Here is a 23,321-nt window from a genome sequence, read left to right as displayed (position 1 = left end):
ATGACGCCAGGCGAGTTTTGTCAGCAGTTCTGAATGTTTGGGGATATGGTTGAGGCGGTCGACAGCCCCTTGGCCACCGGCTGTTGCGCCAGCTCCGGCTGCAACACCAGCCGATCCGCACCGCTGTAGCACACAAACCGCCGATTGGTGGCCCGCCCGATCGCGCACAGCCCCAGTTGTTGTGCCACGGCGTGTCCCATCTGGGTCATGCCGCTGCGCGAAACCACGATGGGCACACCCATCTGGGCGGACTTGATGACCATTTCGCTGGTGAGCCGGCCCGTGGTGTAGAACACCTTGTCGGCACCCGACACGGGCGCGTGCGGGCCTGGCAGCGCTGCCCCGTCGTCAGGCGCCGCACGGCCCTGCGCGGCGGTTGCCCCCGCTTCCGCGCGCGTCCCATCCTTGTTCATCCACATCCATCCGGCAATGGTGTCGATGGCGTTGTGGCGACCCACGTCTTCCACAAAGGTCAGCAGCGTCTCACCCCTGAACAGCGCGCAGCCGTGCACGGAGCCTGCGGACTTGTAGGTGGTCTCCTGGAGGCGGATGGCGTTGACGATGCCGTACAGCTCGGCTTGCGTCAGACGGGCCGCGGGCAGAACGATGCGGTCCACTTCGTCCATGAGCCCGCCAAACACGCTGCCCTGCCCGCAGCCCGTGGTGACGACTTTGCTGGCCGTGCGCTCTTCGATGCGGGCAATGCCGTGGCGCGTGCGCACGGCAGCAGCGTGCACTTCCCAATCGACGGTGATGGACTCGATGTCGAACACTGATTCCACCAGCCGCTGGTTGCGCAGGTAACCGAGCACCAGCAGTTCGGGATGTGCGCCCAGGGTCATGAGGGTGACGAGCTCGCGCTTGTCGACATAGATGGTCAAGGGCCGCTCTGCGGGGATCTGCAGCTGCTCGCGCTCGCCCAGTTCGTTGATGCCTTCCACCGCATGGGTCAACGGCGCGCGGGCCTGGGTGAGGCGTGGCAGCGTGGGCGCAGCTGCGCGGGAGGGCGAGGATGGAGCGAGGGTCATGGGGCAAATATAAGCAGTGCGGCGCCATCGGCTGGTGCTGGGGTTTCTGGCGGCAAAGGGGCGGGCTGCCGGACAGCTATCTCCATGGCGCCGACGCAGGTCACGCGACAGAGGGGCCGCGTCGCGGGGACGGACTGGTCCAGAGGCGGCGGTCGCACAGCCTCTCCAAAGAAGAAAGCCGCGCTCCCGAGGCGGGGCGCGGCTTACCTGGGTGGACGCAACGATGGCAATCGCTGCCGCCAGAGCGTGTTCTCAGGGCTTGGCGGCCGATGCAGCCGTGTTGGCGGCGGGTGTTTGTACCGTCGGGGTGTTCGGTGGGCTGCTGGCAGTACCCGGTGGCGAATGGGCACCGGCGGATTCCAGCGGCTTGGCCGCGGGGGGCGTGTAGGCGAACGGGCCTGGGTCGGCGCACGCAGCACTGGGCGCTGCAGCTGGCTTGGCCGCGGGCGTCGTCTTGCGGTAGTGGGCGGCCACGCGGTCTTGCGCGAGGCACAGCTTGTAGTTGTCCACCTTGCCGGACCACGCGGTCTTGGCTGCGGCCTCGGCGGCTTTGGCAGCCGCCTCCGGCGAAGGGGGTGGCAGTTTGGCCCATGCCGCGCCGCTCACGCTGGCAGCGCACACCGCCATTAGAAAGATCCGGAAACCGTGTGGGTGATTCATGGTGCGAAGCCTCATACCTGTGCGGGCTGGCCCGCAGATGGTGGGGGTGTATTGGTAGCGGGCGCTTGTGCCTCGGCGCTGCGCAGACGGGGGATCTTGCCGGCCTGGATGTCATCGTGCCAAAGCTCGTGGTGTTCCTTGGCCCAGCCTTCGCTGACGTAGCCGGTCTGCATGGCCTTGTAGGCGCCCTTCATGCCCACGGTGCCCATGTAGATGTGGCCGCAGATCAGCGCCATCATCCAGATGGCCAGGCTGGCGTGCACCATGTGGGCGATCTGCATGTCGCCGCGCACATCGCCAAAGCCGGGGATGAGCTTGTCGAGCACCAGCCCCGATGCCACCACGAAGATGCCAGGAATGGTGACACCCCACCAGAAGAGGCCCTTTTCGCCCGCGTTGAAGCGGTGCGAAGGAATCTGGTGGTCTCCACCCAGCATGCCGCCAGCCTTGGACAGCCACACAAAGTCGGCCCGGTTGGCGATGTTGTCCTTGACGAAGGTGATGATGATGACGAGCAGCGACACGGCGAACAACGGGCCGACGAAGTTGTGCACGTTCTTGAGGGCGTAGGTCAGCCAGCCGAACAGGGTGGCTCCCATGATGGGCAGCAGGAAGAACTTGCCAAACGCCATCACGATGCCGGAGATGGCGAGGGTGATGAACGCAAACGCGTTGGTCCAGTGCGCTGCGCGCTCGAACGGGGTGAAGCGCTCGATGCGGCGGGGGCCCACCCCATCGGGGTGCTCATGTCCCAGCGACCCCTTGGCAAAGTAGAAGATGCCCAGAGCCAGCAGCACGATGGCCAGCAGCGCGGCGCCGTACGGAATGATCCATTGGTTGCGCACCTGCCTCCAGGCTTCGCCAGCATTGGTCACCCGCGAGCCGGGGTACTGCACAAAAGGCTGGATCAGATTGCCGGCTTCGGGCGCCTGGGTCTTGGGCAGGCTGCTATAGCCCGTCACGCCCTGCCCTACCTGGCGCCACATGGGCGCGTTGTTGCCGGGCTGGACCTTGGCGCGTTCGCCATTGGTCTGCTCGGCGTACTTGGGGTCTGCGCTGGCGTCCGGCTTGACCTCGAAAATATTCTGGCCTTGAATGCCGCCGGGCACCGCTGCGGCAGCGGGAGCGGCCGGTGAAGCCGTTGCGCTCGCACTGGCAGGCGCCGCTGCGGTGCCAGCTGCCGGAGCCTGCGCGCCTGCCGATCCCCCTGCCAGCCCCGACACCAGCGCCACCGACCACATGATGTGTTTCATGGTGGGCCTCACTTGTTCTGGCTGCGGGTGTATTCGTTCTGGCCGTACTGCTGGCGTGCTTTCAACTGCGCCTCCCACGCGGCTTTGTCGCCAGCCTTCCAGCCGGGCTGCATGAAGTTGCTGCCCGTGCCGGCGTAAGGCGCTGCATCGGTGCGGATGGCCGCGCCGGTCTGCGGCTTCTCGCCACAGGCGGTCAGCGCCACCAGTGCCATCAGCGCCACCGCTGCGGCCACGGTGGATTGGACAGGACGCTTCATCATGACTTGCCCCCTGCGGGTTGCCCCGCCTGTTGCGAACCGTAGGCCGTGCCCCAGCCCCACACCTCGGCGCCCTTGCCGCGCTGCACGACGCGGTTGCGGAAGATGTCTGCCACCACGTCGCCGTCGCCTGCAAGCAGCGCTTTGGTCGAGCACATCTCGGCGCAAGCAGGCAGCTTGCCTTCGGCCAGGCGGTTGCGGCCGTACTTTTCAAATTCGGCCTGGCTGCCGTGGGCTTCGGGGCCGCCAGCGCAGAAGGTGCACTTGTCCATCTTGCCGCGCACGCCAAACGTGCCTTGCGACGGGAACTGGGGCGCGCCAAACGGGCAGGCATAGCTGCAGTAGCCGCAGCCAATGCAGACATCCTTGTCGTGCAGCACCACGCCCTCTTCGGTGCGGTAGAAGCAGTTGACGGGGCAGACGGCCATGCAAGGCGCATCGCTGCAGTGCATGCAGGCCACCGAGATGGACTTCTCGCCGGGCACACCGTCGTTGAGCGTGACGACGCGACGGCGATTCACGCCCCAGGGGACCTCGTGCTCGTTCTTGCAGGCTGTCACGCAGCTGTTGCACTCGATGCAGCGCTCTGCATCGCAGATGAATTTCATTCGTGCCATGTTGTCTCCTTGCGCGGCGCGATCAGGCGCGTTCCACGTTGCAGATCGTGGTCTTGGTTTCTTGCATCATGGTCACGCTGTCGTAGCCATACGTCGTCGCGGTGTTCACAGCTTCGCCGCGCACCACGGGGGCTGCGCCCTTGGGGTAATGGGCCAGCATGTCAGCGCCCTGCCAGTGGCCCGAGAAGTGGAACGGCATCCACACGGTGTCGGGTGCCACGCGTTCGGTGACCAGCGCCTGCACGTTGAGTCGCGCTCCCGTGGGAGAACTGAGCCACACGCGCTCGCCGTTGCGGATGCCGCGGTCGGCGGCCGTCTTGGGGTTGATCTCGACGAACGATTCCTGCTGCAACTCGGCCAGCCAGGGGTTGGACCGGGTTTCCTCGCCACCGCCTTCGTACTCGACCAGGCGGCCGGAGCTGAGGATGAGCGGGAACTTCTCGTGCACCTTGTCCGCCACGTTCTTCTCCTGCACGCTCTTGTACAGCGTGGGCAGGCGCCAGAAGGCTTTCTTGTCATCGTGCGTGGGGTACTTGGCCATGAGGTCCGGCCGGGTGCCGTACAGCGGTTCGCGATGCTGCGGAATGGCGTCGGGGAAGTTCCACACCACGGCGCGGGCTTTGGCGTTGCCGAACGGGTGGCAGCCGTGCTTCATGGCCACGCGGATGATGGCCCCGGTGGGGTCCGTCTTCCAGTTCTTGCCCTCGGCCTTGGCCTTCTCGGCGTCCGAGAGGTCGTCCCACCAGCCCAGCTTTTTCAGCAGCACGTGGTCGAACTCAGGGTAGCCCGTGGTGATCTCGCTGCCCACCGAATGCGAACCGTCTTCGGCCAGCAGGTTCACGCCATCCTTCTCCACGCCGAAGTTGGCGCGGAAGTTGCCGCCCCCTTCCATCACGTGCTTGGACGTGTCGTACAGGTTGGGGGAGCCGGGGTGCTTGAGCTCGGGCGTGCCGTAGCAGGGCCAGGGCAGGCCAAAGTAGTCGCCCGTGAAGTCGTAGCCTGTTTCCTTGTCCTTGCCGCCCTTGGCCTTCAAGGTCTTCACGTCGAACAGGTGCATGTTCTTCATGTGGGCCTGGAGGCGCTCAGGGCTCTGGCCGGTGTAGCCGATGGTCCAGACGCTCTTGTTGATTTCGCGCAGGATGTCCTCGGGCACGGGCTCGTCCATGCCCTTGACCTTCTGCATCTTGTAGTTCTTGCACAGTTCGGTGCCAAAGCCGAGCTTTTGCGCGAACTGGTACATGATCATGTGGTCGCTGCGGCTCTCCCACAGCGGCTCGATGACCTTCTCGCGCCACTGCAGCGAGCGATTGGAGGCCGTGCACGAACCGCTGGTCTCGAACTGCGTTGCGGCCGGCAGCAGGTACACCGCGCGGTTGGGGTTCAGATCTTCGGCCTTGCCCGGCATGGCCGCCATGGCGGCGGTGGCCGACGGATACGGATCCACCACCACCAACAGGTCGAGCTTGTCCATGGCGCGTTTCATTTCGAGGCCGCGGGTTTGCGAGTTGGGCGCATGGCCCCAGAAGAACACGCCGCGCAGGTTGGAGTCCTGGTCGATGAGCTCGTTCTTCTCGAGCACGCCGTCGATCCAGCGCGACACGGTGATGCCGTTCTTGGACATCATCGCGGGCGAGGCGTACTGCTTCTTGATCCACTCGAAATCCACACCCCACACATTGGCGAAATGCTTCCAGGAGCCTTCGGCCAGACCGTAGTAGCCGGGCAGCGAGTCGGGGTTGGGACCCACGTCGGTGGCGCCCTGCACGTTGTCGTGGCCGCGGAAGATGTTGGTGCCGCCACCGCTCTTGCCCACGTTGCCCAGCGCCAGTTGCAGGATGCACGATGCGCGCACCATGGCGTTGCCGATGGTGTGCTGCGTCTGGCCCATGCACCACACGATGGTCGCGGGCTTGGCCTCGGCCATCATCTTGGCCACCTTGAACATCTGGGCTTCCTTGACGCCGCAGGCCTCTTCCACCTTGTCGGGCGTCCACTTGGCAAGCACTTCCTCGCGCACCTTGTCCATGCCGTACACGCGGTCGTGGATGTACTGCTTGTCTTCCCAGCCGTTCTTGAAGATGTGGAACAGCAGACCGAACAGGAACGGGATGTCAGTGCCCGAGCGGATGCGCACGTATTCATCGGCCTTGGCCGCCGTGCGGGTGAAGCGCGGGTCCACCACGATCATCTTGCAGCCGGTCTCCTTGGCATGCAGCATGTGGAGCATGCTCACAGGGTGGGCTTCGGCGGCGTTGGAGCCGATGTACAACGCGCACTTGCTGTTCTGCATGTCGTTGTACGAATTGGTCATGGCGCCGTAGCCCCACGTGTTGGCCACGCCGGCCACCGTGGTGGAGTGGCAGATGCGGGCCTGGTGGTCGCAGTTGTTGCTGCCCCAGAAGCTCACGAACTTGCGCAGCAGGTAGGCCTGTTCGTTGTTGTGCTTGGACGAGCCCACAAAGTACACGCTGTCGGGGCCGCTGGCCTTGCGCAGCTCCTGCATCTTGGCGGTGATTTCGTTGAGCGCCGTGTCCCAGCTGATGCGCTCGTACTTGCCGTTGACGAGCTTCATCGGGTAGCGCAGGCGGTATTCGCCATGGCCGTGTTCACGCAGGGCTGCGCCCTTGGCGCAGTGGGCGCCCAGGTTGATGGGCGAGTCGAACACGGGCTCTTGCCGCACCCACACGCCGTTCTCGACCACGGCATCGACCGCGCAGCCCACCGAGCAGTGGGTGCACACCGTGCGGCGCACTTCGATCTTGCTGTCGCCGACGGCGACCTTGGCGCCTTCGGCGGCGTTGGACTTCTTGACCAGCGTCAGTTGCGAGGCGGCGATGCCGACCCCCACGCCAAGGCCGGAGCGCCGCAGGAACGAGCGCCGGTCCATGGTGGGCAGCGCCTGCGACAAACCGCGGCGCAGGCTGTGAACGAATGGCGATGCAGACGTGGCGTTCTGCAGGGCGTGGGAAGACTTCTTGGTGAGCAACATGGCGCGCCCCGCGTTCAGATCTGGGTGGTTTTGTAGTACTGCTTCACGTGCGCGGACAGGTGGTAGCCACCACCGTTTTCGGGCACGGGTCGAGCAGGCTCGGCAGCTACCGGCTCGGAGGGCGTCACATGGGGGAGGGCCACCACGGCAGCTGCGGCTGCCCCGACGGTGGCGGCGCCGGAAAAGAAATTCCGGCGCGATGTGTTGGGCTGGCGGTTCTGCATGCTTGTCTCCAGAATGGCTGGCAGCTATGAAACGGAATTCATACAGTCTATGTCAGTGTGTAAAAGCTCGCAATCGCGCTTTACACGTCCCGACCTGTGCACTCAACTTCATAGCAACACAGGCAAGGCGAATGAGGGGCCCGGCCCTCACTCCAGCATGTCGAACCCCTGGGTTTCCACTGACACGAAAGCCCGCGTGAAATGGGCCACCGCGGCATAAAACCTGGCCGCGGGGTGCGCGTTGAGCGCATCGCACAACTGAAGCACCCAGGGCTGCAGATGGGCTGCAAAAAAATCGCGCTGCATCGTCAGGTTGCAGACAGCCATGTCGTCGCCCGCGATGAGGTAGCGCATCACCTCGCAAAGGTAGGCGACGTGGTCCTCGGTTTCCGGCATGGCCTCGTCACGCGCCAGGCCCAGCCGGTCTAGGTCGGCCCGCAGGCGCGCCAGCGGCTTTTCGTTGAGGAAGCCGCTCAGGTAGTGCGAGCCATACAGATACACCTCGGGCTTGCCCACGCCGCCAAACAGACGGTCGAACTCTTGCGCGATGGCTGCATCGCTGTCCGCGCGGCTCGCGCCCACCAGCTGCTGCCAGGGCTCCTGCAAAAAGCCACCGGCGGCAGGTGCTTCGGTCACGGCTACGCGCAGGGCCGACAGCAGCTGCGCAGAAGGCGCCGCGTAATAGAGCTGCGACAGCAGCCCGTACAGCTCTGCCCGCGCGGTTTCCTCGTCCAGGGCCGAGCTGCCTGCAGACAGGGTCAATGAAGGGTTGGCACTCACAGGTCGGTCACTTTCGCTTCGTTTTGCGAGGAATACAGGTCGATCACGCGGCAGTCGCTGCACATCTTCAGGCGCTCCAGGGCCTCGCCCTGGAACATGGCGTGCCCCGCCAGCTTGCCCAGCATGGCCTCGATGGCTTTGACGGTGCCGAAGGGCTTGCTGCAGCGCACACAGGCCCAGGGCTTGGCTTCGTTGAGCACCCGCAGCTGTGCGCGCTCGGACGTGAGCAACAGGCGAGGTTGCAAGGTGATGGCGTCTTCCGGACAGGTCGTGGCGCACAGACCGCACTGCACGCAGTTCTTTTCAATGAAGCGCAGTTGCGGCAGCTGGGGGTTGTCCTGCAGGGCGCTGGCGGGACAGGCGCTCACGCAGCTCAGGCACAAGGTACAGCGGTCCTTGTTGACTTCGACAGTGCCAAGGGGAGACCCCACGGCAGGCAATGCAATGGCCTCGGGCCGCTCGGCCGCGGGCATGAGCGCCTGCTCGATGAGATGGTCCAGCGCCATCTCCAGCGTGCTGCGCTTTTCCTGCGCCACCGCAAAACGCGCGGGCACGGCCGGGGTCTTCTGTCGGGTCAGGCTCAAGGCCTGCAACCCGGCATCCAGCTCGGTGGGGTGCGTCGCGCGCAACAGTTGCACGTGCGTGCCGGTGTAGCCCAGGCCGCGCAGGATGGCCTGCGCCACGTCCATTTGCGCCTGCAGTCCCTCCAGGTACTGTGGCGCTTCTTCCTGTGTGGTCAGCAGCACCACCTGCGATGCCCCGTAGGCAATAGCGCTCAGCCACAAGTCCACCCCCGTGCTCGCGGTGTGCCACAGCGCGACGGGAATGACGTTGGCGGGCACGCCGTGCGCCAGCTGCAGCTGCGCGGCCCGGCCAAGCTCTTCCACCAACGCTTGGCCGCGTTCCTGGCTGTGCAGCAACAAGACGGCGTCCTTGCCACCGGCGGCGGCATAGGTGGCGAGCAATGTCTTGAATTTGGCGCCCTGCTCGCCTGCCGCCGGATAGGCATAGGTGAGCGCGCCGGTGGGGCACACCGTGGTGCAGGCGCCGCAGCCCACGCACAGGTTGGGGTTCACCACAATCCGCTGGCGGCTCTTGTCGCTGCTGATGGCTTCGGCCGAGCAGATGTCCACGCAGGCATTGCAGCCCACGGTTTCGTTGCGGCTGTGGGCGCAGAGTTTCTGCTTGTAGGCAAAGAACCGGGGCTTTTCGAACTCGCCCACCAGCTCGCGCAACTTCAGCAGCGCCCCCATGTCCCGCCCATCCCAGCGGAAGTAGCCTTGCGGCAACGCATGCTGCAAGAACGTGGGCGTGGCGGTGGCTGGGCGCAGGTCCAGCACTAGGTCGAAACGCTCGGTCTGCGCCTGGGCATCGCGCGTGAAGTCGATGGCGCCCGCCACCTGGCAGACCTTGACGCAGGCGCGGTGTAACTGGCACGCAGCCAGGTCGATCTGGTAGTCCAGCCCGATGGCGTTTTCGGGGCACGCGGCCACGCAGGCATTGCAGCGTGTGCACAGATCCAGGTCGATGGGGTTGTCGGCCGCCCACTGCAGCTCAAACGCGCCCAGCCAGCCGGTGAGGCCGGTGATGCGCCCGCCCAGCACGGGGTAGCGGCGGGCCTGCATGCCGCCCGCGTTGCCGGGGCCCTGGGTGAACAGCGTCACGTTCAGCACGTCCGACACCAAGGCCGCCGCCTGCTCAGCCGCATCCAGCGGCCCGATGATGAGCAAGCGGCCGTGGCTTTGGTAGGTCACCGTGGGCACGGGCGGGGGGTCTGGCAAACGGGCCGCGGCCAGCAGGGCTGCCAGCTTGGGGGTGGCCTGGGTGGCGTCGCGGCTCCATCCGCCCGTTTCGCGGATGTTGACGAAGCGGATGGGCGACACCGCGCCTTCGGTCTGCTGGCCCAGTTCGCCGAACAGGCGCTGCTCCTGCGTGCAAGCCACCACCACGTCGTCGCCGCTGCGGATGGCTTTTTGGAACGCCCCGGCCTCGCGGCGGCACAGGGTGGAGTGCAGGTTCAGGTCTTCATGCAGTGCCTCGCCCAGCGCCTTGGCGTTGAGGGGCATCGTCCGGTTGCAATCGCAAATGAGCGTCGTGGTCATCGTGGGTGTGGCTGGCTGGCATGGCCATCTGTTCTGGTGCAGAACGGTCGGCCAGCGCAGGCTCGCTGGTGGAAACGCCGGGAACAGCGTTGCATACCTCGGACTTTGCCACGTCTGCGGCACCGGTGGCCCCCGCATCATCCCGAGGCTGAGCAATGGCAGGGGCTATTGAACCCTCGCCTTCAGACAACGCCGGTGCCTGCCCCGTCGCCGTCTTCTTTTCCTCGTCGAAAAAGCCCATGGCGTGGGCACTGGCCATCTGGCGCAGCATGCCGGCGGGCAGCGGATCGGGCTGCGTGTAATCGCCCACGTAGATGTCCAGGCCGTCCATCACATTGAAGTGGGGATCGGCGAACAGTTTCTTCATGGCCACGTTGCGCACTTCGGGCGGCACGCCGCGTGCCACGAACGCGGTGAAATCGGAGGCCGGCGTGAGCGCCTGGGCGTCTTCCAGCGTGGGCACCGGGGCCTCGGCGATGGACGCAGCAGCCTCGGCAGCGGGTGGAGGTGCAGGTGGCGTGACGGGTGCAGACAAGCCCCCGGAAGCGGACTGTGCCGGCGATGGGGCCTCGGGCTGGGCCGGGGATGTGACCGCAGGCGGCGACGGCAGGGGCGGGTCCGCCACAGGCTTGCCTTCGCGCACCTCCTGCTTGCGGCGGGACCAGCGGCCCAAAAAACCGTCACCCATGGCCGCGGCCTCCGGCCGGGTTGCCCGCAGGTCCTGGCCCGCGGCGCTTTTCGGTGGACACGGAGGCGGGGTTTCCAAACCGGTCCTGCAGCGGCCGGAAGCTGTCGGGACGCTGACGGCGCTTGGGTTCGGGCTGGAAATGCTCGGCCACGAAGGCGCGCAAGGTCTCGACCACTTCGGCGGGCGCGGGCACCTGCTCCACGGTTTCCTGCGCGTCCAGCCAGCGGCCGGCGTCGTGGTAGCTCAGGCTCACGGCCACGGGGCGGGCCAACGGCGTCTCGCCGTTACCGCTGTCCTCGTCGCGGCGCCACATCACGAACCAGCACGGCGCGGGCGAGCTGAGGTTCAGGTGGTAGCCCTCGGCGTCGTCGCGGAACAGTTCGACGCGCAAGTTGGGAAACAGCCAGCGCTGCTCACGCTCGTCCTGGATCAGCGGGCGGGGCTCAGTGCCAAAGGCCGGCTCATGCATCACCACTTCGGCCAGCGACCAGCGCCAGGGCTGCCAGCGGTTGTCGATGCGCTCGCAGCGCATGATCACGGCCACGTCGGTGAAGGGGCGTTCGGTCATGGGCGTGGACTGTACCCCGGCGGCGCCCCGCCGGCGGCCATTTCCGCAAAGCCCCTTTGCGCGCCGTCAGCTTGTGGCGGCTTCGAGCTTTTCGATGGCCACCGCACAGTACTTGAACTCCGGGATCTTGCCGAACGGGTCGAGTGCCGCGTTAGTCAGCAGGTTGGCTGCCGCCTCCACATACGCAAAGGGCATGAACACCGTGCCGCGCGGCGTGCCGTCGTCGCGCCGCACGCGCACCTGCAGCGTGCCGCGCCGTGAGCGGATGCCCACCAGCGCACCGGGCTGCACGCCCAGCCGGGCAAGCTCGTCGCCATGCAGGGAGGCCGTGGCCATGGGCTCGATGGCGTCCAGCACCGAGCTGCGCCGCGTCATGCTGCCCGTGTGCCAGTGCTCCAGCTGGCGGCCGGTGATGAGCACCAGGGGGTAGTCGGCATCGGGCTTCTCGGCCGCCGGGATCACGCTGGCGGGCACCAGCTGGAGGCGGCCCGTGGGCGTCGGAAATTTCTCGGTGAAGACGATGGGCTGGCCGGGGTCGTCGGGTGTCAGGCAGGGGTAGGTCACGCTCGATTCACGCTCCAACCGGTCCCAGGAGATACCGCTGATGCTGGCGTGCATGGCCTGGCGCATCTCTTCGTACACGGCGGCAACACCAGACTCTTCGCCTTCGTAGTTCCATGGCAGCCCCATGCGCACAGCCAACTGCTGGATGATCCAGAGGTCCGGCTGCGCATCGCCCGGCGGGTTGAGCGCGCGGCGGCCCATCTGCACCAGGCGGTCGGTGTTGCTGGCCGTGCCGGTCTTTTCCGGCCAGGCGCTGGCGGGCAGCACCACGTCGGCCAGCCACGCGGTTTCGGTGAGGAAGATGTCCTGTACCACCAGGTGCTGCAGGCTGGCCAGCGCGTGGCGCGCATGGTTCAGGTCGGGGTCGCTCATGGCGGGGTTTTCGCCCAGGATGTACATGCCGCGCACCTTGTGCGGGTCGGCGTCGGGCGCCAAGGCCTTGTGCATGATCTCGACCACGGTATAGCCGGGCGCCTTGTCCAGCGATGTGCCCCAGAAGTCTTCGAACCACGCGTGCGCCCCGGCGTTGTCCACGCGCTGGTAGTTGGGGAACATCATGGGGATCAGGCCCGCGTCGCTCGCGCCCTGCACGTTGTTCTGGCCGCGCAGGGGGTGCAGGCCCGAGCCGGGCTTGCCGATCTGGCCCGCGACGGCGCACAGCGCAATCAGGCAGCGCGCGTTGTCGGTGCCGTGCACGTGCTGGCTCACGCCCATGCCCCAGAGGATCATCGAGGACTTGGCCGTGGCAAACGCGCGCGCCACTTCGCGCAGCGTCTCGGCCGGAATGCCGCACACTGTCGCCATGGCCTCAGGACTGCAGCCCATCACGTTGGCCTTGAGCGCCTCGAAGTTGTTGGCGCGATCCTGGATGAAGGCCTCATCCACCAAGCCCTCGTCGATCACCGTGTGGATGAGCGCGTTGAGCATGGCCACATCGGTATCGGCCTTGAACTGCAGCGTGCGCCAGGCATGGCGGCCAATGTCGGTCACGCGCGGGTCGGCCAGCACGATCTTTGCGCCCCGCTGGGCGGCGTTCTTCATCCAGGTGGCGGCCACGGGGTGGTTGGCTGTGGGGTTGGATCCGATCACGAAGATCAGCTCCGCATGCTCCACATCGTTCACCGGGTTGCTGACCGCACCCGAGCCCACGCCTTCGAGCAGCGCGGCCACGCTGGACGCATGGCACAGCCGCGTGCAGTGGTCCACGTTGTTGCTGCCGAAGCCGGTGCGCACCAGCTTCTGGAACAGGTAGGCCTCTTCGTTGCTGCCCTTGGCCGAGCCGAGGCCCGCGAGCGCCTTGGGGCCGTGCGTGTCGCGCAGGTTCTTGAGCGTGCCGGCTGCCAGGTCGAGCGCCTCGTCCCAGGTCGCCTCGCGGAAGGTGCTGCGCCAGTCGGCGCCGTAGGGCTGCACCTCCTTGGGCACACCCGGCTTGCGGATCAGCGGCACCGTCAGGCGGTCCGGGTGGTGGGCGTAGTCAAAACCAAAGCGCCCCTTCACGCACAGGCGGCCCTGGTTGGCGGGGCCGTCGCGGCCTTCGACGCTGATGATCTTTTCGTCGCGCACGTTGTAGGTGATGAGGCAGCCCACACCGCAGAACGGGCAGACGGAATCGACCTTGCGATCCACCTTTTGCGAGCCGATGTGCGTCTTGGGGCTGAGCGCGCCCGTGGGGCAGGCCTGCACGCATTCGCCGCAGGCCACGCAGGTGCTCTCGGCCATGGGGTCGTCGAGGTCAAAGACGATCTTGCTGTCGGCACCGCGCAGGGCGTAGCCGATCACGTCATTCACCTGCTCCTCGCGGCAGGCGCGCACGCAGCGGTTGCACTGGATGCAGGCGTCCAGGTTCACGGCCATCGCGGGGTGACTCAGGTCGGGCGCGGGCTGCTCTCGGCGCAGGGCTTGGAGTGCCGGTCGCACGGTCACGCCCAAACGATCCGCCCATTCGCTCAACTCGCCGTGCTGGCCTATGACTTCTGGATTTTTTGATTCATATCGGCCTCTAGCGCTTGATGGATAAGCGCCACCAGCTATCAATTCAGGAGTTTCGATACCGTCGTTCCATCGGTAGCCGGTGTCTGGCATGTCCGACAGCAGCATCTCCACCACCATCTGCTGGCTCTTGTGCGCGCGCGGGCTGGCGGCCTGCACCTTCATACCCTCGGTCGGCGCGCGGCAGCAGCTGGGGGCCAGCGTGCGCTCGCCCGCGATCTCCACCACGCAGGCGCGGCAGTTGCCGTCGGGGCGCAGGCCGTCGCTGTAGCACAGGTGCGGGATCTCCACGCCGTGGCGCTGCGCAGCCTTCAGGATGGTTTCGCCAGGGTGGGCGGTGACGGGCTGGCCGTCCAGCTCGAAAGCCACGCCGGGCTGCGCTGCGGCAGAAGTCAACACGGCGCTCATGGCTTCACCCCGGTAGGCAGTTGTTCGGTCAGCGGGCTGTTGCGCGGCTTGGGCAAGTCGCCTGGCCAGGGCCCCTCGCCCACTTCGTTCGGGAAGTATTTGTGGACGCAGCGGATGGGGTTGGGCGCCGCCTGGCCCAGCCCGCAGATGGACGCATCGGCCATCACCTGCGCCAAGTCGTCGAGCAGGTCGGCGTCCCACCGCGGCGCCTCCATCAGCGCAGCCGCCTTGGCCGTGCCCACGCGGCAGGGCGTGCACTGGCCGCAGCTTTCGTGTTCAAAAAAGCGCATCACGTTCAGCGCCGCATCGCGCGCCCGGTCGTGCTGGCTGAGCGCGATGACGGCGGCCGAGCCGATGAAGCAGCCGTAGGGCTGCAGCGTGTCGAAGTCGAGCGGGATGTTGTTGAGACTGGCGGGCAGGATGCCGCCCGAAGCGCCGCCGGGCAGGTAGGCATAAAGCTGGTGGCCGTCCAGCATGCCGCCGCAGTATTCGTCGATGAGTTCCTGCACCGTGATGCCGGCCGGGGCGAGCTTCACGCCCGGGTGCTTCACGCGGCCGCTCACGCTGAAACTGCGCAGCCCCTTGCGCCCGTGGCGGCCAAAGCTGGCAAACCACTGTGGCCCGCGCTCGACGATGTCGCGCACCCAGTACAACGTTTCGAAGTTGTGCTCCAGCGTGGGCCTGCCGAACAGCCCCACCTGCGCGATGTAGGGCGGGCGCATGCGGGGCTCGCCACGCTTGCCTTCGATGCTCTCGATCATGGCCGACTCTTCGCCGCAGATGTAAGCACCCGCGCCGCGCCGCAGTTCGATGTGCGGCAGGTGGCAGGGCGGCTCGGCGCGCAGGTCATCCAGGGCACGCTGCAGCAGCGCGCGGCAGCCGTGGTACTCGTCGCGCAGGTAGATGTAGACGGCCTCGGTGCCCACCACCTGGGCGGCGATGAGCACGCCTTCCAGAAAGCGGTGCGGGTCGCGTTCGAGGTAGGTGCGGTCTTTGAAGGTGCCAGGTTCGCCCTCGTCAATGTTGACAGCCATCAAGCGCGGAGCCAACTGGTCTCGCACGATGCGCCATTTGCGCCCGGCAGGGAAGCCTGCGCCACCCAAACCGCGCAGGCCCGAATCCTCCATCGCCGCGAGCATGGCCTCGGCATCCATCTCGCCGTTGACCAGCGCAGCGGCCGTCTGGTAGCCGCCATGGGCGCGGTAGGTGGCCAAGTCGGTGTGTGCCGGGCTGACGCCTTCGCGCTGCGCTGGAACACTCGCCTCGGCGAACTCGGAAACATCAAAATTGATAGCATCTTGCGCTGATGGATGAAGCGCCAGCGCCCGATCTGGCTTCGAGATTACGGTTTCCATCACCGCATCCACCGTGGCGTGCGGCACGGGGCACTGGTGCACCACAGCCACAGGCGCCTGCTCGCAACGGCCCACGCAAGGCACAGCCTGCACCTGCACATCGCCTTGACCGGCTGCGCGCAGGCGCTCGGGCAGCGCGGCCAGCAGCTCGCGCGCACCCGCCAGGCTGCAACTCAGGCTGTCGCACACCCGCAGCACCAAGCGCGGTGCCTGGGCGTCTTCGCCGCGCACGATCTCGAAGTGGTGATAGAAGCTCGCCACTTCGTACACCTCGACCATCGACAGGTTCATCAGTTTGGCGAGCGCCACCAGGTGCCGGTCGTGCAGCACGCCAAAGTGGTCGTTCAAGCGGTGCAGGTATTCAATGAGCAGGTCGCGCCGGAAGCCTTCAGCCGGGCGCGGGCCCAGCAACTGCGCCACATCGGCCATCGCCGCGTCTTCAGGCTGGCGGCCCTTAAGGCGGCTTTTGCGGCGGATGCGCTCGCGCAGGTCGTTGACGGACACGGCGGCCACGACAGGCGTGGCGGGAGCTTCGGGAACAAGGTGCATGGAGCGAAATCGTGGAACGTTCTGTTGTGCTTATGAAGCCGCCTGCATAGGGCCGCCTGGCGTGCGCAGTGTCGGCGAGGCCCCTTGGGGCGTCAAATTGCGGATGCACATGGGTCGATCACAAAAACAAATGAGCCGCAGCCGGTGGCGTTGCAGGGTACGGGCGGGGGGCGCCGGTCAGCCGGCCGCCCCGCCCGCTGGAAAGTTGGCCAGCAGACGGCTCGCCAGCATGGCCGCAAGCGCTTGGACAGGGGGCATCGTGGACACCGGCGCAGCCGACAGGGCCCCGTCGATGGCGAGGCCGGCCAGGCCGTGGGCCAGGCTCCATCCCGCCAGCGCCAGCTCGTCGCCTCCCCCGGGCACATGGGCTTGGGCGGCTGCACGCAGCACTTCAAACGACCCGTCCGCCGCCGCCTGCAGCGCAGGGTGATCGGACTTGCGCTGCAGCAGCGGGCTGAACATCAGCCGGAACACCGCTGGGCGGGTCAGCGCAAAGTCCACATACGCCGTGCAGTGCCCGACGAGGGTGGCCGCCGTGTCGCCCGGCCGGTGTGCGCTCTCCATGGCGGCAGCCAAGTCGGCAAAGCCCCGCGCGGCCACGGCTGCCATCAGGGCTTCGAGATTGGCAAAGTGGTGGTACGGGGCGGCGTGTGACACGCCAGCGGCCTTGGCCACCGAGCGCAGGCTGAGCGGCATTCCCTCTGCCAGCAGGCCTTCGGCCGCGGCGACAAGAGCGGCGCGCAGGTCGCCGTGGTGGTAGCTGGCGCGGGGGGCATCGGGGGTGGGCAGGGTGTCTGAATGGTTCACAAAAGCAATCTTGACACAGTCAAGATGCGCCCGGACAATGCGCCAATCCTGACACCGTAAAGATCAACCCATGGCGCGACGCCTGCTTCAAGCCGCCACGGCCGCGATGGCCCTCATCCCGGTCGCCACCGGCGTGCTGACCATGATGGGCATCGATGACCCCATCTACTACGCCAGCGGCCTGCCACGAGATGCCCTGCTCGACGGCAATCTGCGCTTTTTTGGCGGCGTGTGGCTGGCGTTGGGCCTGGCAATGTGGTCGCTGGTGCCGCGCATCGACCGTGAGGGGCGGATGTTTGCGGTGCTCTGGGGCGCGGTGTTTCTGGGTGGCGTGGGGCGGGCGCTGTCGATGGCCTTCGTGGGACTCCCGCCCGCGCCTTTCATCGGCTTCACGGTGCTCGAGCTGATTGGCGCCCCCGCCTTCATCGCCTGGCAGCGCCGGGTGGCTGCGCAATCGGCCGTTCAATGACATCTAAGAACGTGTTTACGATCTGAAGGACATCCTGTGCAAAAGCTCAATTACTGGTACCTGGTCGCGGCAATGCTGTGTTTGTTCATGATGGGGATGCAAATCTTCGTGGGCAGCCCGCAGCTGAATGCGCCGATCCAACAAAGCTCTTTACCCCCGGGCATTCGCGCGGTTGCAGAGGTGGCCTGGCATTCCGTGACCACCGCCTATGGGCTGATGGTGGCGGCACTCATCTACCTGTTCATCCAGCCAAACAACGTCGCTCTCGCCAAATACATCGTGGCGCAACTCGTGGCGTTGTCCGCGCTGTTTCTGATTTACAGCGTTACCCGCTTTGGCAACGTCACCAGCCTGTATCTGTGGCCTCTTTTCCTGGTCATCGCGGCGACGGTGGGCATGGGTGTGCGCAGCGCGCGTTCATACAACCAGCCCTGACTGTGGCGGTCCACCGAACAGGCGGGCTGAAATTGTTTTGGCCGGCGGTAGCGCCTTGCCTATTGCTCTATCGCTGTGAAGCCGTCAGCAACCCGCTGTGCGACGTGGCGTGCTGCAGCCACGCCGGGTCTTGTGCCAGCGCCAGCGCCGCATCCAGCGCCCGCGTGGGCTGCACCTGGCGGTGCGACATGAAACCGATGGGCGTGGTGAGCACCGGGCCGATCAGCGGCAAGGCCTCCAGACCGTCGTGGCCGCGCACGGCATCCACCAACGCGCCGGGCAACACGCTGCACAGGTTGCCCGCCACCACGCAGAGGGCCAGGGTCAGCACCGAATCCGTTTCCATCGCAGGCATCACCGTGGCGCCTGCGCTGCGAAAGGCACCATCGACCAGGGTGCGGTTGTGCATCTCAGGCGTGAGCAGGCACAGCGGCAGGCGTGCCGCGTCGGCCCAGCTCATGGGCGGCCCGATCTGCAGCCCGCGCCGGCGTGCCTTGCCAGCCTGGCGCAGCAGGAAGTAGTGCTCCACATACTGCGGCCAGGCCCGCAGTTGGCCTCCGCGCGCCGGCATGCGCTCGGTGTAGCCCAGCGCCAGGTCCAGCGAGATGCTTTCCAGCCCCGCCTCCAGCGCCTGCGAACTCATTGACAGCGCCACCGGCGCGATGCCCGGGTGCCGCGCCTGCAATTGCGCCGCAAACCGCGCCAGGATGGGCATGGCCGTGGGCACCGCCCCCAGCCGCAGGGTGCCACGCGGGTGGGCAGCGTCGCTGCTCAGGTCCTGCTGCAGCAGCGTGTGCTCGTGCAGCATGCGCTGCGCCGTGGCCAGCACCCGCTCGCCCTCGTGTGTAAAGCCCTCGAAGCTGCGCCCCCGGCGCACCACGACCACGCCAAACTCTTTTTCCAGCGCGCGCAGCGCGTTGGAGAGAGCCGGCTGCGTGATGTGGCAGGCCTGCGCAGCGCGGCCAAAGTGCCGGTGCTCGTGCAGCGCCACCAGATAGCGCAGGGAGGCGAGCAGGTTCATGGCGCAGCGCGGCGGCTCAGGACGATCAGGTGTTCTTGCTGATCGAGATGGTGGGGAATTTGCTGGAGAAGTCCTTGGCCTGCTGGGCGATCTTCACCGCCACATCGCGCGCCACCTTCTTGTAGATGGCGGCGACCTCGCCATCGGGGTCGGCCACCACGGTGGGCTTGCCGCTGTCGGCTTGCAGGCGGATGCTCATGTTCAGCGGCAACGCGCCCAGGTAGTCCATGCCGTACTCGGCCGCCATCTTCTTGCCGCCGTCGGCGCCAAAGATGTGCTCCACGTGGCCGCAGTTGCTGCACACGTGGGCAGCCATGTTCTCGACGATGCCCAGGATGGGCACGCCCACCTTTTCAAACATCTTGATGCCCTTCTTGGCGTCCAGCAGGGCAATGTCCTGCGGGGTGGTGACGATCACCGCGCCGGTCATGGGCACGCGCTGGGAGAGCGTGAGCTGGATGTCGCCGGTGCCGGGGGGCATGTCGATGATGAGATAGTCCAGGTCTTTCCAGTTGGTCTGGCGCAGCAGTTGCTCCAGCGCCTGCGTGGCCATGGGGCCGCGCCAGATCATGGCTTCGTCCTGGTCCACCAGGAAGCCGATGGACATGACCTGCACGCCGTAGTTCTCCAGCGGCTCCATGGTCTTGCCGTCTTCGCTTTCGGGGCGGCGGTTGATGCCCAGCATCATGGGCTGGCTGGGGCCGTAGATGTCGGCGTCCAGCACGCCCACGCTGGCGCCCTCGGCCGCCAGGGCCAGCGCCAGGTTGGCGGCCGTGGTGCTCTTGCCCACGCCGCCCTTGCCGGAGGCCACGGCGATGATGTTCTTGACCTGGGGCAGCAGCTGCACGCCGCGCTGCACGGCATGGGCGATGACCTTGGTGGTGATGTTGACTGACACGTTGTCCACCCCCGCCACCCCCTTGGCAGCGGCCACCAGGCTGCGGCGCAGCTCGGGCACCAGGCTCTTGGCGGGGTAGCCCAGCTCCACGTCGAAGGCCACGTCGCCGCCGCTGATCTGCACATTGCGCAGGGCGCGGGTGCTGACGAAATCCTTGCCCGTATGCGGGTCCAGCACGCTGGAAAGTGCGGCCAAAAGGCCTTGTTCGGTGACTGCCATTCAAATAACTCCTGTGGGGGCGGGTAGTCTATCCAAGCCCTCCAACCCCGGCCATCTGCAGGACAATGCGCACGCCCTGCATTCCAACCCTGCGCAGCCGCACCCCGAAAGAAAAAGAGGACCCCCCGTGAAGTTCAAGATGGCCGAAAAATCCCTGTTTGCCGTGCTGCTGCGCTCGCCGTGGTGGATCAGCTTTGTGGTGGTGGGCCTCATCACGCTGGCCTCTGGCGCGCTGCTGCCGCGCGAATACTTCGTGGTGGGCGCGCTGTCATCGTTTCCAATCTTTGTGGTGGGCTGCATCGCAGCGTGGCGGCAACTGCGCGCGCCCAGCCCGGCCCGGGTGGCCGAGATCCTGGGCGCCGTGAACAGCATGCCCTGGCGCAGCTTTGCCGACACGCTGGAAGCCGCCTGGACCCGCGAAGGCTGCGCCGTGGAGCGCCTGCCCGCGGGCGGCGCGGCCGACATGGCACTGGCCAAGGGAGGCCAGACCACGCTGGTCAGCGCCCGCCGCTGGAAGGCCGCCACCCACGGCGTCGAGCCGCTGCGCGACCTGCACGCGGCCATGCAGGCGCGCGGCGCCACAGCAGGCGTCTATGTGGTCACGCTGGGGCAGCTGAGCGACAACGCCCGCATCTTTGCGCGGGACCACGGCATTGTGGTGATGCAGGCCGACGCCCTGGCGCAAATGCTGCTGAACGCGCGCTGATCCCACCGCGGCGGGGAGGCCTTCGCACTGGCAAAAATAGTGTGCACAGGCCCTTGTCGCTTTTGGGGTTTCCCCAGATGGCGGCATGCGCAAGCCCCTCCACACTGAGGGGTGTTTGCCAAGCCCCGGCACACCGCGCTCCCTCCTCTTTTCTCGCTGCTTTTCGATGCCGACCACCTCCCGCGCCCGCCCTTGCGACACCGATCCCGCCCGGCCTGCGACCGGCCTGCTGCTCACAGGCGGCGGCGCCCGCGCGGCCTACCAGGTGGGCGTGCTGGAGGCCATTGCCGACATCCGCAACGCCTGCGGAGCCGGCGGCGATCCCAACCCGTTTCCCATCATCACCGGCACCTCGGCAGGCGCCATCAATGCCGCAGCGCTGGCCTGCGGGGCCGACAACTTCGACCGCGCCGTGCGCCGCATCGCGCGGGTGTGGCGCCAGTTCCACGCCAGCCAGGTGTATGGCGCCGACTCGCTCAGCGTGATGCGCAGCGGCGCGCGCTGGCTCACCCTGCTGTCCATTGGCTGGGCGCTCGCGCGCTGGCGGCGCATGCGGCCCCAGTCGCTGCTGGACAACAAGCCGCTCGAAAAACTGCTGGTCAAGATGGTGCCGCTGGTGCGCCTGCCCCGTCTCATCCGCAAGGGCCACCTCACCGCGCTGGCCGTCACGGCTTCGAGCTACAGCTCGGGCGAACACGTGACTTTCTTCGAGTCCAACGCGCCCGTGCAGCCCTGGGTGCGCTCGCAGCGCAAGGCGGCGCGCGACCGCATCACGCACGAACACCTGCTGGCGTCCTCGGCCATCCCGTTCATCTTCCCGGCCAAGGGCATCGAGGTGGACGACCACATCGAGTACTTCGGCGACGGCTCCATGCGCCAGTCGGCCCCCATCGCTCCGGCCATCCATCTCGGGGCCGAGCGCATCCTGGTGATCGGTGCGGGCCGCATGCACGAGCCCAAGGGCGACGCCGCCGCCAACCCCACGCCCAGCTACCCCTCGCTGGCGCAGATCGCGGGGCACGCGCTTTCCAACATCTTCCTGGACGCACTGGCCGTGGACGTCGAACGCGTGCAGCGCATCAACCAGACCTTGTCGCTCATCCCCGCGGACATGCGCGAGCGCAGCGCCTTGCGGCCCATCGACCTGCTGGTGATTGCCCCATCACAACGGCTGGACGCCGTGGCCGCACGCCATGTGGCAGACCTGCCAGGGCCCGTGCGCACCATGCTGGGCGCGCTGGGCGTCACCTCCAACATGGCAGACGTGCGCGGCGCCGCGCTGGCCAGCTACCTGCTGTTCGAATCCGGCTACACGCAAGAGCTGATGGCCCTGGGCCGGGCAGACACGCTGGCCATGCGGGCTGAGGTCTGCAGGTTCTTCGGGTGGACCGACACGGGCGCCGAGGTGCAGACAAAGCAGCACGGGGAAGCCAGCTGAAGCGGATTCGCACGGGAACCGGCAGAACCATTCGAGCTGCCCCCTACGGCTGCGGCTTGGGCAGCCAACCCAGCCCATGCGCGTGCAGGCTCTGCACGTACAGCCGGTCTGCCGTTTCGGTGATGGCCGTAGTCTCAGGATAGGCGCCGCTCGGGTCCTGCAGGTCGGCCACCACCTTGCCTTCGTCCGTGAACGCAATCACATGGCCGTAAGGCTGGGGGATGGGCCACAGCGCACGCGGCAGGCGCAAGGTCAGGCTGCGCAGCCAGGGCTTGCCCGACATGTTGTCGATGGCCGCACCCCGTGGCTTGGCAAAGCCCAGCCACACCTTGCCGCCCTGCCCGCGCAGCAGGTTGTCGGGGTAGCCGGGCAGGTTGTCGAGCAGCACGCGGGCCTGGGGGCTTGGCTGGCTGCTGGTGCTGCCATTGAGCTGGCCGATGTCCAGGTCGTTCGCGTCCACCGCAATCTTCCACACCCGGTACTTGCCGGTTTCGTTGACGAACAGGTGTTTTTCGTCCTGGCTCAGCGCCACGCCATTGGCAAAGCTGAGGCCCCGTGCCACCACGCGCGTGGCACGGGTCGTGGGGTCGTATTCGATCACCCGGCCCGTGCTGGCCTGCTCCAGGATGTCGAGCACGCTGGCTTCAAACGTGCCGCCCCAGTCCTTGGGCGCAAAGCGCGTGGAGGCGTCGCTCAGGTACATCTTGCCGTTCTGGGCCACCACCACAGCATCGGCATAACGGATGGGGTCGTTGCCCACCTTGTCGGCCAGCACGGTGACCTTGCCGTCGGGCGCAATGGACAGCAGGCCCTTGATCGCGTCGGCCGCAATCAGGTGGCCCGCCGCGTCAAAGTCAAACCCCAGCACCCGCCCGCCCGTGTTGGCAAACACCTCCAGGCCCGAGCCATCGGCGTTCATGCGCAGGATGTTGCCGCTGAGCACGGTGGTGTAGAGCTTGCCGTCCTTGCCGAATGCCACATGTTCCGGGCCCACTTCGCCTTTCAGGTCGATGATGTTCAGCCGGGCCAGGCGCTGATTAGGTGCGTGCAGCCCCTGGTAGCCGGGCGCGGCAGGCGCGCTCCAGGCCATCGGCTCGATGGGAACCGGCCACGCTGCCAGGTATGCGGCCAACGCCAGCACGGCGCCACCCACGCCCCATCCCACCCGTTTTGCCCAGGTTCTGGCCATGTGTCGTCTCCTGTTGATTGTTGGAATGCGGGGCATTGTGGCGCCAGCGGGGGCCGGCATGCACGCGCTGATTGGCACTTGTGCGACCTGGGCACGGCCGCGCAGTGC

General features: G+C 66.8%; 21 protein-coding genes. 4 read left to right on the top strand and 17 right to left on the bottom strand.

All coding sequences use genetic code 11. The annotated features are described in order from the left end of the window. Positions 1-20: 20 nt before the first annotated feature. The 14 genes from MRY84_RS00695 to MRY84_RS00630 all read right to left on the bottom strand — a co-directional run bounded on the left by MRY84_RS00695 (position 21) and on the right by MRY84_RS00630 (position 16,838). Positions 21-1,028, bottom strand: a complete 1,008-nt coding sequence (locus tag MRY84_RS00695; RefSeq protein ID WP_291503855.1) for a formate dehydrogenase accessory sulfurtransferase FdhD — start codon at positions 1,026-1,028, stop codon at positions 21-23. A gap of 252 nt (positions 1,029-1,280) precedes the next feature. Beyond that, the gene (locus MRY84_RS00690; RefSeq protein WP_291503854.1) at positions 1,281-1,688 is read right to left on the bottom strand and encodes a hypothetical protein; all 408 of its coding nucleotides are present in this window, start codon (positions 1,686-1,688) and stop codon (positions 1,281-1,283) included. Positions 1,689-1,699: 11 nt separating this feature from the next. Further along, positions 1,700-2,941: a formate dehydrogenase subunit gamma gene (locus MRY84_RS00685; protein ID WP_291503853.1), complete on the bottom strand. Its 1,242-nt coding sequence runs from the start codon at positions 2,939-2,941 to the stop codon at positions 1,700-1,702. An 8-nt stretch (positions 2,942-2,949) separates the two neighbouring features. Further along, the gene (locus MRY84_RS00680) at positions 2,950-3,201 is read right to left on the bottom strand and encodes a hypothetical protein (RefSeq protein ID WP_291503852.1); all 252 of its coding nucleotides are present in this window, start codon (positions 3,199-3,201) and stop codon (positions 2,950-2,952) included. Next, positions 3,198-3,815: a formate dehydrogenase FDH3 subunit beta gene (fdh3B, locus tag MRY84_RS00675; RefSeq protein WP_291503851.1), complete on the bottom strand. Its 618-nt coding sequence runs from the start codon at positions 3,813-3,815 to the stop codon at positions 3,198-3,200. The genes MRY84_RS00680 and fdh3B overlap by 4 nt, the downstream gene beginning before the upstream one ends. A gap of 22 nt (positions 3,816-3,837) precedes the next feature. Then, the gene (locus MRY84_RS00670) at positions 3,838-6,804 is read right to left on the bottom strand and encodes a formate dehydrogenase subunit alpha (RefSeq protein WP_291503850.1); all 2,967 of its coding nucleotides are present in this window, start codon (positions 6,802-6,804) and stop codon (positions 3,838-3,840) included. A 14-nt stretch (positions 6,805-6,818) separates the two neighbouring features. Beyond that, entirely contained in the window at positions 6,819-7,028 is a 210-nt protein-coding gene (locus MRY84_RS00665; protein ID WP_291503849.1) for a twin-arginine translocation signal domain-containing protein, read from the bottom strand. Positions 7,029-7,175: 147 nt separating this feature from the next. Beyond that, on the bottom strand, positions 7,176-7,808 hold the full coding sequence (locus tag MRY84_RS00660; RefSeq protein WP_291503848.1) for a molecular chaperone TorD family protein: 633 nt from the start codon (positions 7,806-7,808) through the stop codon (positions 7,176-7,178). Further along, the gene (locus MRY84_RS00655; RefSeq protein ID WP_291503847.1) at positions 7,805-9,874 is read right to left on the bottom strand and encodes a 4Fe-4S binding protein; all 2,070 of its coding nucleotides are present in this window, start codon (positions 9,872-9,874) and stop codon (positions 7,805-7,807) included. The genes MRY84_RS00660 and MRY84_RS00655 overlap by 4 nt, the downstream gene beginning before the upstream one ends. Next, positions 9,834-10,598, bottom strand: a complete 765-nt coding sequence (locus MRY84_RS00650; RefSeq protein ID WP_291503846.1) for a DUF3306 domain-containing protein — start codon at positions 10,596-10,598, stop codon at positions 9,834-9,836. Before MRY84_RS00650 ends, MRY84_RS00655 begins: the two co-directional genes overlap by 41 nt. Then, positions 10,591-11,166 carry a DUF3305 domain-containing protein gene (locus tag MRY84_RS00645; RefSeq protein ID WP_291503845.1) on the bottom strand — a complete coding sequence of 192 codons (576 nt, stop codon included), beginning with the start codon at positions 11,164-11,166 and terminating at the stop codon, positions 10,591-10,593. Before MRY84_RS00645 ends, MRY84_RS00650 begins: the two co-directional genes overlap by 8 nt. 66 nt (positions 11,167-11,232) lie before the next feature. Beyond that, positions 11,233-14,127 (bottom strand): formate dehydrogenase subunit alpha, encoded by a 2,895-nt coding sequence (fdhF, locus tag MRY84_RS00640; RefSeq protein WP_291503844.1) that lies wholly within the window; start codon positions 14,125-14,127, stop codon positions 11,233-11,235. Then, on the bottom strand, positions 14,124-16,031 hold the full coding sequence (locus tag MRY84_RS00635; protein WP_291503843.1) for an NAD(P)H-dependent oxidoreductase subunit E: 1,908 nt from the start codon (positions 16,029-16,031) through the stop codon (positions 14,124-14,126). The genes fdhF and MRY84_RS00635 overlap by 4 nt, the downstream gene beginning before the upstream one ends. 177 nt (positions 16,032-16,208) lie before the next feature. Continuing rightward, positions 16,209-16,838 (bottom strand): TetR/AcrR family transcriptional regulator, encoded by a 630-nt coding sequence (locus tag MRY84_RS00630; protein ID WP_291503842.1) that lies wholly within the window; start codon positions 16,836-16,838, stop codon positions 16,209-16,211. A 70-nt stretch (positions 16,839-16,908) separates the two neighbouring features. Between MRY84_RS00630 and MRY84_RS00625 the strand changes: the two genes are divergently transcribed. Further along, positions 16,909-17,307, top strand: a complete 399-nt coding sequence (locus MRY84_RS00625) for a DUF4345 domain-containing protein (protein ID WP_291503841.1) — start codon at positions 16,909-16,911, stop codon at positions 17,305-17,307. Positions 17,308-17,343: 36 nt separating this feature from the next. Continuing rightward, on the top strand, positions 17,344-17,742 hold the full coding sequence (locus MRY84_RS00620) for a hypothetical protein (protein WP_291503840.1): 399 nt from the start codon (positions 17,344-17,346) through the stop codon (positions 17,740-17,742). A 67-nt stretch (positions 17,743-17,809) separates the two neighbouring features. On the opposite strand, the gene MRY84_RS00615 is transcribed toward MRY84_RS00620, so the two are convergent. Together MRY84_RS00615 and apbC are read right to left on the bottom strand one after the other, a co-directional pair. Beyond that, positions 17,810-18,763 carry a LysR substrate-binding domain-containing protein gene (locus MRY84_RS00615; protein ID WP_291503839.1) on the bottom strand — a complete coding sequence of 318 codons (954 nt, stop codon included), beginning with the start codon at positions 18,761-18,763 and terminating at the stop codon, positions 17,810-17,812. Between the two features lie 25 nt (positions 18,764-18,788). Continuing rightward, positions 18,789-19,880 carry an iron-sulfur cluster carrier protein ApbC gene (gene apbC / locus MRY84_RS00610; RefSeq protein WP_291503838.1) on the bottom strand — a complete coding sequence of 364 codons (1,092 nt, stop codon included), beginning with the start codon at positions 19,878-19,880 and terminating at the stop codon, positions 18,789-18,791. A 139-nt stretch (positions 19,881-20,019) separates the two neighbouring features. Here apbC and MRY84_RS00605 point away from each other — a divergent pair, with 139 nt between their 5' ends. Together MRY84_RS00605 and MRY84_RS00600 are read left to right on the top strand one after the other, a co-directional pair. Further along, positions 20,020-20,586, top strand: a complete 567-nt coding sequence (locus MRY84_RS00605) for a restriction endonuclease (protein ID WP_291503868.1) — start codon at positions 20,020-20,022, stop codon at positions 20,584-20,586. Positions 20,587-20,752: 166 nt separating this feature from the next. Beyond that, a complete protein-coding gene (locus MRY84_RS00600; RefSeq protein WP_291503837.1) occupies positions 20,753-22,024 on the top strand; it encodes a patatin-like phospholipase family protein in 1,272 nt (423 codons plus the stop codon). A gap of 43 nt (positions 22,025-22,067) precedes the next feature. Here the strand turns inward: MRY84_RS00600 and MRY84_RS00595 are convergent, their stop codons facing one another. Next, positions 22,068-23,213: an SMP-30/gluconolactonase/LRE family protein gene (locus tag MRY84_RS00595; RefSeq protein WP_291503836.1), complete on the bottom strand. Its 1,146-nt coding sequence runs from the start codon at positions 23,211-23,213 to the stop codon at positions 22,068-22,070. Between the last annotated feature and the right edge of the window lie 108 nt (positions 23,214-23,321).

The organism is Acidovorax sp., from assembly GCF_022763525.1.
Taxonomy (GTDB): domain Bacteria; phylum Pseudomonadota; class Gammaproteobacteria; order Burkholderiales; family Burkholderiaceae_C; genus Acidovorax.
This window is presented reverse-complemented; position numbering and strand designations above follow the sequence as displayed.